This is a genomic window from Pseudomonas sp. HN2 (assembly GCF_020736465.1).
In the GTDB taxonomy this organism is placed as follows: Bacteria; Pseudomonadota; Gammaproteobacteria; order Pseudomonadales; family Pseudomonadaceae; genus Aquipseudomonas; species Aquipseudomonas moraviensis_A.
This window is the reverse complement of the sequence record NZ_CP085885.1, coordinates 3,509,226-3,522,559: the sequence shown is the minus strand read 5'-3', so window position 1 is coordinate 3,522,559 and position 13,334 is coordinate 3,509,226. Positions and strand designations below refer to the sequence as shown.

Here is a 13,334-nt window from a genome sequence, read left to right as displayed (position 1 = left end):
CTCGCGATAGCGGAGTGTCATTCAACACATAAGCGACTGACCCACCGCTATCGCGAGCAGGCTCACTCCTACAGGGGGTGTGATTCCGGATGGCACGGCAGGCTCGCAATTGTTACCGTGACCCACCGCAACCCAGGTACCTCCCGCACCCATGGACCCCCAGCCAGTCATTCAAGCCGCCTCTGAAGCCGACATCCCGGCCATCCTCGATTTCACCCTCAAGGCCCGCGCCGAGCTGTTTCCCAAACTCAGCGCCTCCGGCACGCCTGACGATCTGGCGCGTTTCGCCGAGGTTTATCTGCATGGCGCAGGCTGCTTTCTGATCGCTCGTCATGCAGGGCAGATCGTCGCCTCGATCGGCTATCTGCCGTATGACCGACGCTTCCCGCAACTGGTGTACCCCGGCCTGAAAGTGGTGGAAGTCGTGCGCCTGTTCGTCCTGCCTTCGCAGCGCCGATCAGGACTCGCTGGTGCGCTGTATCGGGCGTTGAAGGAACACGCGCTAGCCAACGGCGTGGAGCTGATCTACCTGCACACCCATCCGTTTCTGCCGGGCGCCATCGAGTTCTGGCAGCGCAAGGGTTTTGCCATTGCTCAGGTCGACAAGGACCCGGTCTGGCAGACCACGCACATGCAATCGTTCATGAATGAAAACGCAATATCTGCGCGCCATCGAACGGATCCGTCAGGTAGTGCGCCCTGACCCCGAAGGTCGTCTGTAAGCGCTCCGGCGTCAGCACGTGCAGCGGTTCGCCGAGCGCCACCAGCCGCCCGCGTTCCAGCACCGCCAGGCGATCGCATTTAAGCGCCTGATTGAGATCGTGCAGGGCGATCAGCGTAGTCACCGGCAGAGTGCGCACCACTTGCAGAATGCTCAATTGATGCTGGATGTCGAGGTGGTTGGCCGGCTCGTCGAGCAGCAGAATCTGCGGGCGCTGCGCCAAGGCGCGAGCGATGTGCACGCGCTGGCGTTCACCGCCGGAGAGGCTGCGCCAGAGGCGGTTGCGCAGGTGCACGGCGTCAACGTCGACCAGCGCTTGCTCGACGATGGCGGCATCGGCCGGCGACCACGGTTGCAGCGCCGACAACCATGGCGTGCGCCCCAGCGCGACGGCGTCGAACACGCGAATGCCATCGTCGGTATCGGCCTGCTGTTCAACCACGGCGAGCGTTTGCGCGATGCTGCGCCGGGACAACTTGCAAAGCGCCTGGCCGTCGAGCCGCACTTGGCCTGTGCTCGGTTCACGCAGGCCGGCGAGCAGTTTCAGCAATGTGGATTTGCCGGAGCCGTTCGGGCCAACGATACCGAGGGTTTCACCACGCTGAACATCGAGACTGACACCGTGGAGCAACTCGGCACCACGCACCTTGAAGCCCACACTCGCACAACTCAGAACCGGGTTCATCGCGCCGATCTCCGACCCACCAGAATCAGCGCGAACACCGGTGCGCCCACCAGCGCGGTGATCACGCCGACCGGAATCACCTGACCCTTGATCAGGGTGCGTGACAGCACATCGGCGGCAATCAGAAACACCGCACCGCCCAGCGCACTGGCCGGCAGCAGACGCGCATGACCGGTGCCGAGCAACAACCGCGCGGCATGGGGAATCACCAGACCGACAAAGCCGATCGAGCCGACAATCGACACCATCACCGCCGTTACCAGCGCGGCGCAGCCAATCAATAGAATCTGCACACGTCGTACTGGAATGCCGAGAGACGCCGCCGAATCCGCGCCAAAGGTGAACGCATCCAGCGCCCGGCGATGCCACAGACAAACAACCAACCCCAACACAGCCACCGGCACTGCCAGCCACACCGACGGCCAGCGCACGCCGCCGAGATTGCCGAGCAGCCAGAACATGATCCCGCGCGCCTGTTCGGAGCTGGCCGAGCGGGTGATCAGAAAAGCCGTGAGGGCGTTGAACAGCTGCGAGCCGGCAATCCCGGCAAGAATGATCTGTCCGGTGCCGCTGGCCGAGCCGCTGACCCGTGCCAACAGAATCACCAGCACGAACGCGGTCACCGCACCGGCGAAGGCACCGGCCGACAGCGAGATCGCTCCGGCGCCGACGCCGAGCAGGGCGACCATCACCGCGCCGGTCGAGGCACCTGCGGAAATCCCCAGTAGATACGGATCGGCCAACGGATTGCGCAGCAGCGATTGCAGGATCACCCCGCATGTCGCCAGGCCGGCACCGCAGGCCGCCGCGACCAGCGCGCGGGTCAGGCGATAGTTCCAGACGATGCCTTCGTCGATCGGGTCGAGCACATAACCGGCGCCCCACAGCTTGTTCGCCAGCACTTGCAGCACCACGCTCGGCTCGATGGAGGTCTCACCAATGGCCACACCGCCGATCAGCGCGACCGACAGCGTCAACAGAACCAGCAGGGCACGGATCACGCGACTGCTCATTGCGACAGGTCGTAGCCGTTGATGGCGGTGGCCAGTTGTGCGAGGCCATCGAAGGTGCGCAGGCTGGCCTGCATGGCCATGGCGTCGAGGACGATGATGCGGTTGTGCTTGACCGCGTCCATGTTGCGCGTCACCGGATCACTGCGCAGGAAGGCGAGCTTCTTCTGGTAGTCGTCAGCCGGGAAACGCCGGCGATCCATGCGCGCGATGACCAGAAACGTCGGATTGGCCTTGGCGATGGTTTCCCAGCCGACGGTCGGCCATTCTTCATCCGACTCGACGATGTTGCGCACGCCGAGGGTGCTGAGCATGAAATCGGGCACACCTTTGTGCCCGGCCACGAACGGCTCGATGTCCATCTCGGCGCTGGAGAACCACACCAGGGCGCTGACGTCTTTGCCCTGCTGGTTTTTCGCGGTGGCGATCGATTGTGCGAGGCTGGCTTTGAGCTGCTCATTGAGCTGTTCGCCACGCGCCTGCACGTCGAAAATCGCCGCCAGTTGGCTCACGCCTTTGTAGACGCTGTCGATGCGAAACGGCGCCAGCCGCGTGCCGTCCGCACCGACGAGGTTGTCCTTGGCTTCGCAATCGGAGGGCAGCAGGTAGGTCGGAATCTTCAGCTCGTGAAACTGCTCGCGGGTGCCGACCGCGCCTTGCGGGCCGACCATCCATTCCAGCTCGACGGCGACCAGTTCCGGGCGTTTGCCGATCACCGCTTCGAAACTCGGCTCGTTATCGGCGAGGCGCTCGATCCTGTCGTTCTGCGCTTTGTATGTGCCCAGCACGTCGTTGAACCACAGCGAAGTGCCGACAACCTTGTCGCCCAGGCCCAAGGCATAGAGCATTTCGGTGCCGGCCTGGCCGATGGTCACCGTGCGTGCGGGCGCGTGCTGGAAAGTAAGGCTGCTGCCGCAGTTTTCCACGGTCAGCGGATAGGCAGTCGGCGCCGCTTGCGCCAGGGCGCAGAGGCTCAGAGAGGTGAGCAGGGTGGCAACGCGGGGCAGCAGCATGGGGCAGTCTCCAGGGGGAACCGTACGGGAGCGGGCGGGTACGGTCTGGAAACACACCTCGGGCGCGGTCGTGGAAACTGCGCTAGGCCGGCATGGTGAAAAAGCGCACGGCACGATGTCCTTCCCGGACACCCCGCCGGTTAGTCAGTCACTGTGCCGGCAGGTCTCCTGACTGATGCGTCATCGCCATGCTCCGGCCTTCCCGGGGATTACCCAGTGGCAGTCGAGGAGCAGGCTCGGCACCTACAGTTGCGGGGGCAGTTCCGATTGATGCTGTGCAAGCATTTCGGATTCCCTATTAATTCCGTGTGGAAACCGGCGCGGGCATGGTAGTCGATCAGGCCGGTGAAGGGGAGCCGAATCTGCTGTGTTTCCATGCCGGAGCGTTTGCAATCCGTGGCAATGTTTGGCTAGTATACGAAACATATACATATCGTAGTGGATTCATATATGGGCATCGTAAAGATTTCAGAGGACATGCACGAAAATCTGCGCATCTCCAGCAACGCACTCAGCCGCTCGATCAACGCGCAGGCCGAGCACTGGATGCGCATCGGCATGCTCGCCGAGCTGCACCCCAACCTCGACCACAGCGCCATTTGCCGCCTGCTGATCCGCGCCGAACAGAACGGCGGACTGGATCTGCACCAACTGACACAGGAAGCCGTCAGCGCATGAGAAACCAGATCAGGATCAACACACCCGCCGACATCGAAAAATCCCGCGCCGCCGGCAAACTGGCTGCCGAGGTGCTGGCGATGCTGGTGCCGCATGTGAAGGCCGGCGTGACCACCGATGAGCTCGACCGGTTGTGCAACGACTACATCGTCAATGTGCAGAAAGCCGTGCCGGCCAATGTCGGTTATCACGGTTTCCCGAAAACCGTCTGTGCATCGGTCAACGATGTGGTGTGTCACGGGATTCCGTCGGGCACGCCGTTGAAGGACGGCGACATCGTCAACCTCGACATCGCCGTGATCAAGGACGGCTGGTTCGGTGATACCAGCCGCATGTACGTGGTGGGTGAGGCGACCGCCGAAGCGCAGCACCTGATCAAGACCACCTACGAGGCCATGTGCGCAGGCATTCGCGCAGTCAAACCGGGCGCGACGCTGGGCGATATCGGCCATGCGATCCAGCGCCTGGCGGAGGCGGAGGGCTTCAGCGTGGTCCGCGAGTATTGCGGTCACGGCATCGGCAAGATCTATCACGATGAGCCGCAGATCCTGCATTACGGTTTTCCCGGTCAGGGTCTGAAGCTCAAGGCCGGGATGATCTTCACCGTGGAACCGATGCTCAATGCCGGCAAGCGCCATGTGAAGAACATGCCGGACGGCTGGACCGTGCTGACCAAGGACGGCTCGTTGTCGGCGCAGTGGGAGCATATGGTCGCGGTGACAGAGACCGGATTCGAAGTGCTGACGGCGTGGCCGGATGAGATTGAAGGGTACCGGGCCATTGGCTGAGACCGCGTCGCCTGCTTGCCCTCACCCTAGCCCTCTCCCAGAGGGAGAGGGGACTGACCGAGGTGTTGTTGCGAGATACGCCGAGGTGCGATACCGAGTCGATCTTACATTTGAACAGCATGAAGATCGGCTCCCTTTCCCCCTCGCCCCCCTGGAGGAGAGGGCTGGGGTGAGGGGTTAGATCCAACTGACTCAGCGCAATCAGTGGGCACCTGCGGCCTTGTTCAAATCGCTCTCGGTCCATTCGGTATAAACGCACGCATCCGCCGTCGCCCAGCGCACTCGCACCGGGTCGCCAGCCTTGAGCGGCATGCCCGCCGCCGACAGGGCTTTTACCGTCATCGACGTCCCGCCTGCAGTCACCACGCTGCACGTCTGGCTCTCACCGAGAAACAGCACCTCCACCACGTTCGCCGAAACCTCATTCCAACCCGCCGCCAGCGGCTCATCCAGCGCTTGCTGCGTGCTCAGCGCCAAGGCCTTTTCCGGCCGCACCATCAGCAGCACATCCTGATCGGTGTGCAAGCCCGCCGTCAGCCGAATCGACAACGACTGCCCCTCGAAACTTGCCGCCGCATTGCCTTGCGCCTTGAGCTTGAGGAAGTTCGAGTTACCCAGAAACGACGCGACAAACGCATTCGGCGGATTCTGATAGAGGTCATAACCACTGCCCAGACCGACGATCTTGCCGTGGCTGAAAATCGCAATGCGTTGCGACAGACGCATGGCTTCTTCCTGGTCGTGGGTCACGTAGACGATGGTGATGCCCAGGCGGCGGTGCAGCTGGCGCAGTTCATCCTGCAAGTCCTCGCGCAGCTTCTTGTCCAGCGCGCCCAGTGGTTCGTCCATCAGCAGAATGCGCGGCTCGTAAACCAGCGCCCGGGCGATGGCGACACGTTGCTGCTGACCGCCGGACAGTTGCGAAGGGCGGCGATGGGCGAACTGTTCGAGCTGCACCAGTTTCAACATTGCATCGACGCGTTTTTCGCGCTCGGCGGCTGCCAGTTTGCGAATCGCTAATGGGAAGGCGATGTTGTCGCGCACCGACAGATGCGGGAACAGCGAATAGCGCTGGAAGACCATGCCGATGTCGCGTTTGTGCGGGGGCACGTTGACCAGCGACTGGCCATTGACGAGGATCTCGCCGCTGCTCGGTGTTTCAAAGCCGGCGAGCATCGACAGCGTCGTGCTTTTTCCCGAGCCGCTGGAGCCGAGGAAGGTGAGGAATTCACCGTCCTTGATGTCCAGCGAGATATTGTCGACGGCCGCAAAATCGCCGTAGTGCTTGTTCAGGTTGCGCAGGCTGACCAGGGGTTTGTCGTTCTGCTGGGATGCGTCTTTGATCACGGCACTCATGTCGTACTCCTGGGCGCTCAGGCGCTGATTTCGTTGCGCCGGCGCAGGGCGGCGGCGATCACCATGACCAAAACAGACAAGCCGATCAGCAGCGTCGAAGCGACGGCGATTACCGGGGTCAGGTCCTGGCGCAGGGTGGTCCACATTTTCACGGGAAGGGTTTGCAGGGTCGGGCTGGCCATCATCACGCTGAGCACCACTTCGTCCCACGAAACGAGAAAGGCGAAGAGGGCGCCGGCGACCATGCCCGGACGGATCGCCGGGAATGTCACCTTGAATACCGCCTGCAAGCGCGAGGCACCGCAGATCACGGCGGCGTCTTCAATCGACTGATCGAACAGCTTCAGCGAGTTGATGATCGAGATGATGGTGAACGGCAGCGCAACGATCACATGGCTGACGACGAAAGCGAACATCGTCCCGGTGTAGCCGAGCTTGAGAAACAGCGCGTACACCGCCACGGCAATGATCACCAGCGGCACGATCATCGGCAGGGTGAACAGGCCATACAACATCTCGCGTCCGGGAAAGCGTCCACGCACCAGCGCAAACGCCGTCGGCAAACCGAGGGCCACGGCACAAATGGTGGTCAGCACGGCAACCTTGAGACTGGCGGCAGCGGCGTTCATCCAGTCGGGATTGGAGAAGAACTGGCCGTACCATTTCAGCGTCCAGCCCGGCGGCGGGAACACCAGCCACTGCGAGGAGCCGAACGACAGCAGCACGATGAACACGATCGGCAACAGCAGGAACAGACCGATCAGCCCGGTGGTTGCATACAAGCCGAAGCGCATGCGCCGGCTCATGGCATTGGGAGTCAGGAGCATGTCGGCTTACCTCGCGTTACTGGCGCCAACCGGAGATTCCGGCTGAAGCTTCAGGTAGAAGTAGAACAGCACCAGGGTGATTGCGATCAGCAACGCAGCGCCGGCACTGGCCAGGCCCCAGTTGAGGAACGATTGCACCTGCTGAATGATGAACTCCGGCAGCATCATGTTCTGCGCCCCGCCAAGCAGCGCCGGGGTGACGTAGTAACCGAGCGACATCACGAACACCATCAGACCGCCCGAGGCCAGACCCGGCCGACACAGCGGCAGGAACACCCGGAAGAAGTTGGTCCACGGACTCGCGCCGCAGATCGAGCCGGCCTGCAGAATCATCGGGTCGATGGCCTGCATGGTCGCCTGCAACGGCAGCACGATGAACGGAATCATGATGTAGCTCATGCCGATCACCACGCCGGTCAAGTTGTGCACCATTTCCAACGGCTGATCGATGATGCCCATGGCCATCAGCGCTTTGTTGATCACCCCCGAGGCTTGCAACAGCACCAGCCACGAATAGGTGCGGGCGAGCAGGCTGGTCCACATCGACAGCAGCACGATGTTGAGGATCCAGCGCCCCCAGCCGCGCGGCACCAGGGTGATTGCCCAGGCCAGCGGAAAGCCCAGGAGCAGGCTGAACAGCGTCACCAGCCCGGCCACCGAAAAAGTGTTGAGCAGCACTCGCGCATAGGCCGAGTTGGCGAACAGTTGTTCGTAGTTGCCAAGGCCAGGCACCGGTTCCAGCACGCCGCGCAGCAGCAGGCCAATCAGCGGCGCGAGGAAGAACAGGCCGAGAAACAACAGCGCCGGGACGAGGTTGCCGGCGCCGCGCCAGCGTTGTTTGAAGGCCGAGCCGGTAGCGCCCGCGGCGCTCCCGGTGGCAGTGGAGGGACGGGGCGCAGTGGCCGCGATTTTCATTTGACCAGCCATTCGTTCCACCGTGTTGCGATAGCCGGACCGTTCTTGGCCCAGTATGCGAAATCAAGGGTGATCTGATCCTTGGCGTAAGCCGTCGGCAGGTTGGGCGCCAGCGTCGAATCCAGACGCTCCACACTGTCGAGGTTGACCGGGGCGTAGGCGGTCAGGTTGGAGAAATCGGCCTGGCCCTTGGCGCTGCTGGCGTTGGCGAGGAATTTCATCGCCGCGTCCTTGTTCTTCGAGCCTTTGGGGATGACCAGAATGTCGGCCATGACCAGGTTCTGTTTCCAGCTCACGCCGACCGGCGCGCCGTCTTCCTGCAGAGCGTGCACGCGACCATTCCAGAACTGGCCCATGCTCGCTTCACCGGACGCCAGCAGCTGCTGCGACTGCGCGCCGCCGCCCCACCAGACGATGTCTTTCTTGATGGTGTCGAGTTTCTTGAAAGCGCGATTCAGGTCCAGCGGGTAGAGCTTGTCAGCCGCGACGCCATCGGCCAGCAACGCCAGTTCGAGCACGCCGGGGCTTGGCCATTTATAGAGGGCGCGTTTGCCGGGGTAGGTCTTGGTGTCGAACAGCGCGCTCCAGTCCTGCGGCTTGTTGGCGCCGAGCTTGCCCTCGTTGTAGCCGAGGACGAAGGAGAAGAAGAACGAACCGACGCCGTGATCGCTGACGAAGCGCGGGTCGATCCTGTCGCGCTGGATCACTTTGAAATCGAGGGGTTCGAGCAGGCCTTCGGCAGCGGCGCGCAGGGCGAAATCGGCTTCGACATCGACCACGTCCCACTGCACGTTGCCGCTTTCGACCATGGCCTTGAGTTTGCCGTAGTCGGTCGGCCCGTCCTGCACGACGGTGATGCCGCTGGCCTTGCTGAACGGATCGGCCCAGGCCTGTTTCTGCGCATCCTGGGTGCTACCGCCCCAACTGACAAAATTCACGCTTTCGGCGGCCATTGCAGCCTGGCCGGTAACGCTGAGCAGTCCCGCGAAAAAGATCGCGGTTGCAGCTTTGTTCAACACCATGTTCACGCCCTCATTGTTGTGTTTTTGAGCGGGCCTTGCGTTGTTGCCCGCCTGTCGGGAGCAGTAGCTGGACGGTTTTTCAGGTCGCCCGGTCTATGGAATATCATATTATGGTATTCCAAACTTTGTGCAAGCATTTTGCCTTACCGGTTATCTGGCAGCTGTCCTTTTTTGTGGTTCGAAGAAATGGATCTGAAATGCAAACCCCTTGTAGGAGTGAGCCTGCTCGCGATAGCGGTGTGTCAGTCAACATCATTGCTGAGTGTCACACCGCTATCGCGAGCAGGCTCACTCCTACATTTGGATTCGTGCTCGACGAAAGTTATTCGGTGAAAGGGATACTCTCAACCACCTCGAGGTCATACCCGGTCAACCCTGCATACTTCAGCGGCGGGCCGAGGTGCCGCAGCTTGCCAACCCCCAGATTCTGCAGAATCTGCGCCCCGGTCCCGACTTCGGAATAGATCCGCGACTGCGAGCGGCTGAACTGCCTCGGCGGCTGGGTCAGTTGCGGCACGCGCTCCAGCAACGCCTGCGACGATTCGTGGTTGGCCAGCACCACCACAACCCCATGACCCTCCGCCGCGACCCGTTGCAACGCCGCCCACAGCGTCCAGTTCGTCGGCCCGCTGTACTCGGCACCGACCAGATCGCGCAGCGGATCGATCACGTGCACGCGCACCAGCGTCGGCTCTTCGCGACGCAAGTCGCCCATGACCATCGCCATGTGCACGCCGCCTTCAATGCGGTCTTCGAAGGTGATCAAACGGAACGTGCCATGCACCGTTGGCAGCTCACGTTCGCCGATGCGTTCGATGGTGTGCTCGGTGCTCAGGCGGTAGTGGATCAGGTCGGCGATGGTGCCGATCTTGATCCCGTGCTTGCGTGCGAACTGCTCCAGATCCGGGCGGCGGGCCATGGTGCCGTCGTCGTTCATCACTTCGACGATCACCGAGGCCGGGGTGAAACCGGCGAGGCGCGCCAGATCGCAACCGGCCTCGGTATGCCCGGCGCGGGTCAGCACGCCACCTTCCTTGGCGCGCAACGGGAAGATGTGACCGGGCTGCACCAGGTCTTCGGCGCGGGCATTCGGCGCGACGGCGGCGGCAACGGTGCAGGCACGATCCGCCGCGGAGATGCCGGTGGTCACGCCAACCGCCGCTTCGATCGACACGGTAAACGCCGTGCTGAACACGCTGCCGTTGGCGGGTACCATTTGCTCCAGGCCCAGACGCTGGCAATGTTCGTCGGTGAGGGTCAGGCAGATCAGCCCGCGCGCTTCGCGAGCCATGAAACTGATTGCCTCCGGCGTGCAGCGATCGGCGGCCAGCAGCAGGTCGCCTTCGTTCTCGCGGTCTTCGTCATCGACCAGCAGGACCATTTTGCCGAGGCGATAATCTTCGATGATTTCTTCGATGCTGTTGAAGGCCATGCTGGACTCTCAGGGTTCGTTGGAAATATATTGGTATACCATAATACAAAATCAACAAAGAGGTCACTATGAAGGCGTACTGGATTGCACACGTGGATATAGCCGATGCCGAGCACTACAGCCAATACACCCAGCGCACCCCCCAGGCGATTGCCGCATTCGGCGGGAAGTTTGTCGCCAGAGGCGGGCGCAGCGAAGCGCTGGAAGGCCGGCAGACGCCGCAGCGCACGGTGATCATCGAGTTCGAGAGCTACGAGCAGGCCGTGGCGTGCTACCGCTCGGCGGCGTATCAGGAAGCGAAAAGTTACCGCGAGGAATGGGCGAGGGCGGAGATCATCATCGTCGAAGGCGTCGTCCCGATTTAAGCAACAACAAACCCCCTGTAGGAGTGAGCCTGCTCGCGATAGCGGTGTGTCAGTCAGCAGTTCTCTAGCTGATACACCGCTATCGCGAGCAGGCTCACTCCTACAGAAAGCGAAGCGTTTTCAGCGCATGAAATGAATCTTGCCGCTGTCATCATTGCCCATGTAAATCCCGTACACCCCGGCCTGGCGCTCTTCGATATAGCGCTCGAGAATCTGCCGGATTGCCGGGTAGTAGATCTGCTCCCACGGAATGTCTTCAGGGGCGAAAAACTTGTAATCCAGGGTTTCCGGCCCGTACTGCCCGGTGATCTCCAGGGCAATGGCGCGGAAGATGATGTACACCTCGCTGATCTTCGGCACGCTGAAAATCGAGTACGGCGAGACGATTTCCGCGCGCACGCCGCTTTCTTCCCAGACTTCACGCAGCGCCGCCTGCTCGGTGGTCTCAAAGCTTTCCATGAAACCGGCGGGCAGGGTCCAGGTGCCCGGGCGCGGCGGGATCGCCCGTTGGCACAAGAGGTATTTGCCGTCCTGCTCGATGATGCAGCCGGCAATGATCTTCGGATTGACGTAGTGGATATAGCCGCAGCCGCGGCACATCAGGCGCTCGTGCGTATCGCCCGGCGGCGTCTGCTGACCGAGGTCAGGGCCACCGCATTTCGGGCAAAAGCTCGGGCTGAACATGTCATTGACCTATGCGCGGTTCTTTCAGCGCGATCGGCAGGGTGATGGCCGGGGTGCCCTTGACGGCGACGCCGGTTTCTTCCTGCTTGCGCTTGAGGTAATCGAGGGCCACGGCAGCGGCCGCGCGGACGTGATCGACACAGGCCTGATGCGCCGCCAGCGGATCACCGCTCTTGATCGCCTCGACCATTTTTTCCATCTCGTGGTTACTCGCGCCGCGGCGGTTTTCCTGGGACACCGAGGTCGCGCGCAGGTAGCTGATGCGCGCCTGCAACTGGCGCAACTGGGTGGCAGCGACATGGTTGCCCGAGCCTTCCAGCAGCACGTCGTAGAAGCCCTGCACCGAGTCGATGACCTGCTGCAGCTCGCCGTCCTTCAACGCCTTGCGGTTGTCATCGAGGGCCTTTTCCAGGGCCTTGATGTCCTTGGCTTTGGCGCGCAGGGTGAACAACTGCACGATCAGACCTTCGAGCACGCAACGCAATTCGTAGATATCGACGGCATCGGCGAGGGTGATGATCGCCACACGCGGGCCTTTGGCGTCGGCGAATTCCACCAGGCCTTCGGATTCAAGGTGACGCAGGGCTTCGCGCACCGAAGTGCGGCTGACACCGAGGCGATCACAGAGGTCGCGTTCGACCAGGCGATCCCCTGGCATGAGCTGGAAATTCATGATCGCGCTACGCAGTTTGTCCAGCACGATTTCGCGCAGGGTAACGGGGTTGCGATTGACCTTGAAGCTGTCGTCAAGTGGCTGGCGTTTCATGGGGTCCGCTCTTTAGCTTGGCTGTCCATGCCAGACGGGCATCAAAACAGCCGAGGGTTAACTGGAGGCCTCGGCGTCGGCTTCGGCAAAGGCTTCACGGGCCAGCCGGAAACTGTCCACGGCCGCCGGAACGCCGCAATAAATGCCGACCTGAAGCAGAATTTCGCGTATTTGCTCACGACTCAGGCCGTTACGCAAGGCACCACGCACATGCAGCTTGAGTTCGTGCGGGCGGTTGAGCGCCGAGATCATCGCCAGGTTGATCATGCTGCGCTCCTTGAGCGACAGACCTTCGCGACCCCAGACATGGCCCCAGCAGTATTCGGTGACCATTTCCTGCAGCGGACGGGTGAAATCGTCGGCGTTCTCTATCGAACGTTGCACGTAAGCTTCGCCCAATACCTGCGTACGGATCTGCAGGCCTTTTTCGTACTTTTCGTTACTCATTATTCCTCCAATCACCACAGATCCCCTGTAGGAGTGAGCCTGCTCGCGATAGCGGTGGATCAGTCGACATCAATGTTGAATGTCAGTCCGCTATCGCGAGCAGGCTCACTCCTACAGGGATTTGTGTGAATCCTTCAGGTCAGGGTGGGCAACGCACCCAGCTTGCCCTTGTGGTAAATCATCGGTGTCACCGGTTGCTCGGGCAGGATCAGGTTCTTCACCGCGCCGACGATGATTGCGTGATCACCACCGTCGTACTCACGCCACAACTCGCACTCGATGATCGCCGTCGCCTTGGCGAGGATCGGGTTACCCAAATCGCTCAAATGCCACTCGATACCCTTGGCCTTTTCCTTGCCCTTGCCGGCGAACGCGTAGGCTTCGGCGGTCTGCTCGGCGGAGAGCAAGTGGATAGCGAATTTCTTGCTGTCGCGCAGCACCGGGTAAGTGTCGGAGGCGTAGTTGGGGCAGAACAGCACCAGCGCCGGGTCGATCGACAGCGCGCTGAACGCGCTGGCGGTAATGCCGACGATACCGCCATCCGGGTCGAGGGTGGTGACCACCGTGACGCCGGACGGAAACGAGCTCATGACGTCTTTGTAAATGCCGGGTTCGATCATTTCGC

General features: G+C 61.8%; 16 protein-coding genes and 1 riboswitch. Of the genes, 4 read left to right on the top strand and 12 right to left on the bottom strand.

Annotated features, from left to right (window positions below):
• Positions 1-151: 151 nt before the first annotated feature.
• The gene (locus LIS66_RS15200; RefSeq protein ID WP_227972493.1) at positions 152-703 is read left to right on the top strand and encodes a GNAT family N-acetyltransferase; all 552 of its coding nucleotides are present in this window, start codon (positions 152-154) and stop codon (positions 701-703) included.
• On the opposite strand, the gene LIS66_RS15195 is transcribed toward LIS66_RS15200, so the two are convergent.
• The 3 genes from LIS66_RS15195 to LIS66_RS15185 are packed head-to-tail and all read right to left on the bottom strand — an operon-like array spanning position 642 to position 3,429.
• On the bottom strand, positions 642-1,406 hold the full coding sequence (locus LIS66_RS15195; protein ID WP_227972492.1) for an ABC transporter ATP-binding protein: 765 nt from the start codon (positions 1,404-1,406) through the stop codon (positions 642-644). The genes LIS66_RS15200 and LIS66_RS15195 overlap by 62 nt on opposite strands.
• Positions 1,403-2,419 (bottom strand): FecCD family ABC transporter permease, encoded by a 1,017-nt coding sequence (locus LIS66_RS15190; protein WP_227972491.1) that lies wholly within the window; start codon positions 2,417-2,419, stop codon positions 1,403-1,405. The genes LIS66_RS15195 and LIS66_RS15190 overlap by 4 nt, the downstream gene beginning before the upstream one ends.
• Positions 2,416-3,429: an ABC transporter substrate-binding protein gene (locus LIS66_RS15185; protein WP_227972490.1), complete on the bottom strand. Its 1,014-nt coding sequence runs from the start codon at positions 3,427-3,429 to the stop codon at positions 2,416-2,418. The genes LIS66_RS15190 and LIS66_RS15185 overlap by 4 nt, the downstream gene beginning before the upstream one ends.
• 140 nt (positions 3,430-3,569) lie before the next feature.
• A riboswitch (cobalamin riboswitch) is annotated at positions 3,570-3,764 on the bottom strand.
• A 115-nt stretch (positions 3,765-3,879) separates the two neighbouring features.
• Here LIS66_RS15185 and LIS66_RS15180 point away from each other — a divergent pair.
• Both LIS66_RS15180 and map read left to right on the top strand, forming a co-directional pair.
• On the top strand, positions 3,880-4,107 hold the full coding sequence (locus LIS66_RS15180; protein WP_003225727.1) for a ParD-like family protein: 228 nt from the start codon (positions 3,880-3,882) through the stop codon (positions 4,105-4,107).
• The gene (map, locus tag LIS66_RS15175) at positions 4,104-4,895 is read left to right on the top strand and encodes a type I methionyl aminopeptidase (RefSeq protein ID WP_123419385.1); all 792 of its coding nucleotides are present in this window, start codon (positions 4,104-4,106) and stop codon (positions 4,893-4,895) included. The genes LIS66_RS15180 and map overlap by 4 nt, the downstream gene beginning before the upstream one ends.
• Before the next feature lie 201 nt (positions 4,896-5,096).
• On the opposite strand, the gene LIS66_RS15170 is transcribed toward map, so the two are convergent.
• The 5 genes from LIS66_RS15170 to ribBA all read right to left on the bottom strand — a co-directional run bounded on the left by LIS66_RS15170 (position 5,097) and on the right by ribBA (position 10,447).
• Positions 5,097-6,251: an ABC transporter ATP-binding protein gene (locus LIS66_RS15170; RefSeq protein WP_064363446.1), complete on the bottom strand. Its 1,155-nt coding sequence runs from the start codon at positions 6,249-6,251 to the stop codon at positions 5,097-5,099.
• 17 nt (positions 6,252-6,268) lie between these two features.
• Positions 6,269-7,078 (bottom strand): ABC transporter permease, encoded by an 810-nt coding sequence (locus tag LIS66_RS15165; RefSeq protein WP_007918021.1) that lies wholly within the window; start codon positions 7,076-7,078, stop codon positions 6,269-6,271.
• A gap of 6 nt (positions 7,079-7,084) precedes the next feature.
• Entirely contained in the window at positions 7,085-7,993 is a 909-nt protein-coding gene (locus LIS66_RS15160; RefSeq protein ID WP_064363445.1) for an ABC transporter permease, read from the bottom strand.
• Complete coding sequence (locus tag LIS66_RS15155) at positions 7,990-9,015, bottom strand: ABC transporter substrate-binding protein (RefSeq protein ID WP_227972489.1); 1,026 nt, start codon at positions 9,013-9,015, stop codon at positions 7,990-7,992. The genes LIS66_RS15160 and LIS66_RS15155 overlap by 4 nt, the downstream gene beginning before the upstream one ends.
• Positions 9,016-9,337: 322 nt before the next feature.
• Positions 9,338-10,447, bottom strand: coding sequence for a bifunctional 3,4-dihydroxy-2-butanone-4-phosphate synthase/GTP cyclohydrolase II (ribBA, locus tag LIS66_RS15150; RefSeq protein ID WP_016775017.1), 1,110 nt, complete (start codon positions 10,445-10,447; stop codon positions 9,338-9,340).
• 68 nt (positions 10,448-10,515) lie between these two features.
• Here ribBA and LIS66_RS15145 point away from each other — a divergent pair, with 68 nt between their 5' ends.
• Entirely contained in the window at positions 10,516-10,812 is a 297-nt protein-coding gene (locus LIS66_RS15145) for a DUF1330 domain-containing protein (protein WP_227972488.1), read from the top strand.
• Between the two features lie 120 nt (positions 10,813-10,932).
• On the opposite strand, the gene LIS66_RS15140 is transcribed toward LIS66_RS15145, so the two are convergent.
• From LIS66_RS15140 to LIS66_RS15125, 4 genes are all read right to left on the bottom strand, one after another.
• A complete protein-coding gene (locus LIS66_RS15140; RefSeq protein WP_065616190.1) occupies positions 10,933-11,496 on the bottom strand; it encodes an NUDIX hydrolase in 564 nt (187 codons plus the stop codon).
• Between the two features lies 1 nt (position 11,497).
• Positions 11,498-12,262 (bottom strand): GntR family transcriptional regulator, encoded by a 765-nt coding sequence (locus LIS66_RS15135; RefSeq protein ID WP_042606770.1) that lies wholly within the window; start codon positions 12,260-12,262, stop codon positions 11,498-11,500.
• Between the two features lie 57 nt (positions 12,263-12,319).
• Positions 12,320-12,709 (bottom strand): carboxymuconolactone decarboxylase family protein, encoded by a 390-nt coding sequence (locus tag LIS66_RS15130; protein ID WP_024013190.1) that lies wholly within the window; start codon positions 12,707-12,709, stop codon positions 12,320-12,322.
• Between the two features lie 134 nt (positions 12,710-12,843).
• Positions 12,844-13,329 carry a flavin reductase family protein gene (locus LIS66_RS15125; protein WP_042606771.1) on the bottom strand — a complete coding sequence of 162 codons (486 nt, stop codon included), beginning with the start codon at positions 13,327-13,329 and terminating at the stop codon, positions 12,844-12,846.
• Between the last annotated feature and the right edge of the window lie 5 nt (positions 13,330-13,334).

What these genes read in the sequence shown, in the direction of transcription:
- LIS66_RS15200 (WP_227972493.1), top strand. Translation starts at nt 152, where the DNA reads ATGGACCCCCAGCCAGTCATTCAAGCCGCCTCTGAAGCCGACATCCCG.
- LIS66_RS15195 (WP_227972492.1), bottom strand. Translation starts at nt 1,406, where the DNA reads ATGAACCCGGTTCTGAGTTGTGCGAGTGTGGGCTTCAAGGTGCGTGGT.
- LIS66_RS15190 (WP_227972491.1), bottom strand. Translation starts at nt 2,419, where the DNA reads ATGAGCAGTCGCGTGATCCGTGCCCTGCTGGTTCTGTTGACGCTGTCG.
- LIS66_RS15185 (WP_227972490.1), bottom strand. Translation starts at nt 3,429, where the DNA reads ATGCTGCTGCCCCGCGTTGCCACCCTGCTCACCTCTCTGAGCCTCTGC.
- LIS66_RS15180 (WP_003225727.1), top strand. Translation starts at nt 3,880, where the DNA reads ATGGGCATCGTAAAGATTTCAGAGGACATGCACGAAAATCTGCGCATC.
- map (WP_123419385.1), top strand. Translation starts at nt 4,104, where the DNA reads ATGAGAAACCAGATCAGGATCAACACACCCGCCGACATCGAAAAATCC.
- LIS66_RS15170 (WP_064363446.1), bottom strand. Translation starts at nt 6,251, where the DNA reads ATGAGTGCCGTGATCAAAGACGCATCCCAGCAGAACGACAAACCCCTG.
- LIS66_RS15165 (WP_007918021.1), bottom strand. Translation starts at nt 7,078, where the DNA reads ATGCTCCTGACTCCCAATGCCATGAGCCGGCGCATGCGCTTCGGCTTG.
- LIS66_RS15160 (WP_064363445.1), bottom strand. Translation starts at nt 7,993, where the DNA reads ATGAAAATCGCGGCCACTGCGCCCCGTCCCTCCACTGCCACCGGGAGC.
- LIS66_RS15155 (WP_227972489.1), bottom strand. Translation starts at nt 9,015, where the DNA reads ATGGTGTTGAACAAAGCTGCAACCGCGATCTTTTTCGCGGGACTGCTC.
- ribBA (WP_016775017.1), bottom strand. Translation starts at nt 10,447, where the DNA reads ATGGCCTTCAACAGCATCGAAGAAATCATCGAAGATTATCGCCTCGGC.
- LIS66_RS15145 (WP_227972488.1), top strand. Translation starts at nt 10,516, where the DNA reads ATGAAGGCGTACTGGATTGCACACGTGGATATAGCCGATGCCGAGCAC.
- LIS66_RS15140 (WP_065616190.1), bottom strand. Translation starts at nt 11,496, where the DNA reads ATGTTCAGCCCGAGCTTTTGCCCGAAATGCGGTGGCCCTGACCTCGGT.
- LIS66_RS15135 (WP_042606770.1), bottom strand. Translation starts at nt 12,262, where the DNA reads ATGAAACGCCAGCCACTTGACGACAGCTTCAAGGTCAATCGCAACCCC.
- LIS66_RS15130 (WP_024013190.1), bottom strand. Translation starts at nt 12,709, where the DNA reads ATGAGTAACGAAAAGTACGAAAAAGGCCTGCAGATCCGTACGCAGGTA.
- LIS66_RS15125 (WP_042606771.1), bottom strand. Translation starts at nt 13,329, where the DNA reads ATGATCGAACCCGGCATTTACAAAGACGTCATGAGCTCGTTTCCGTCC.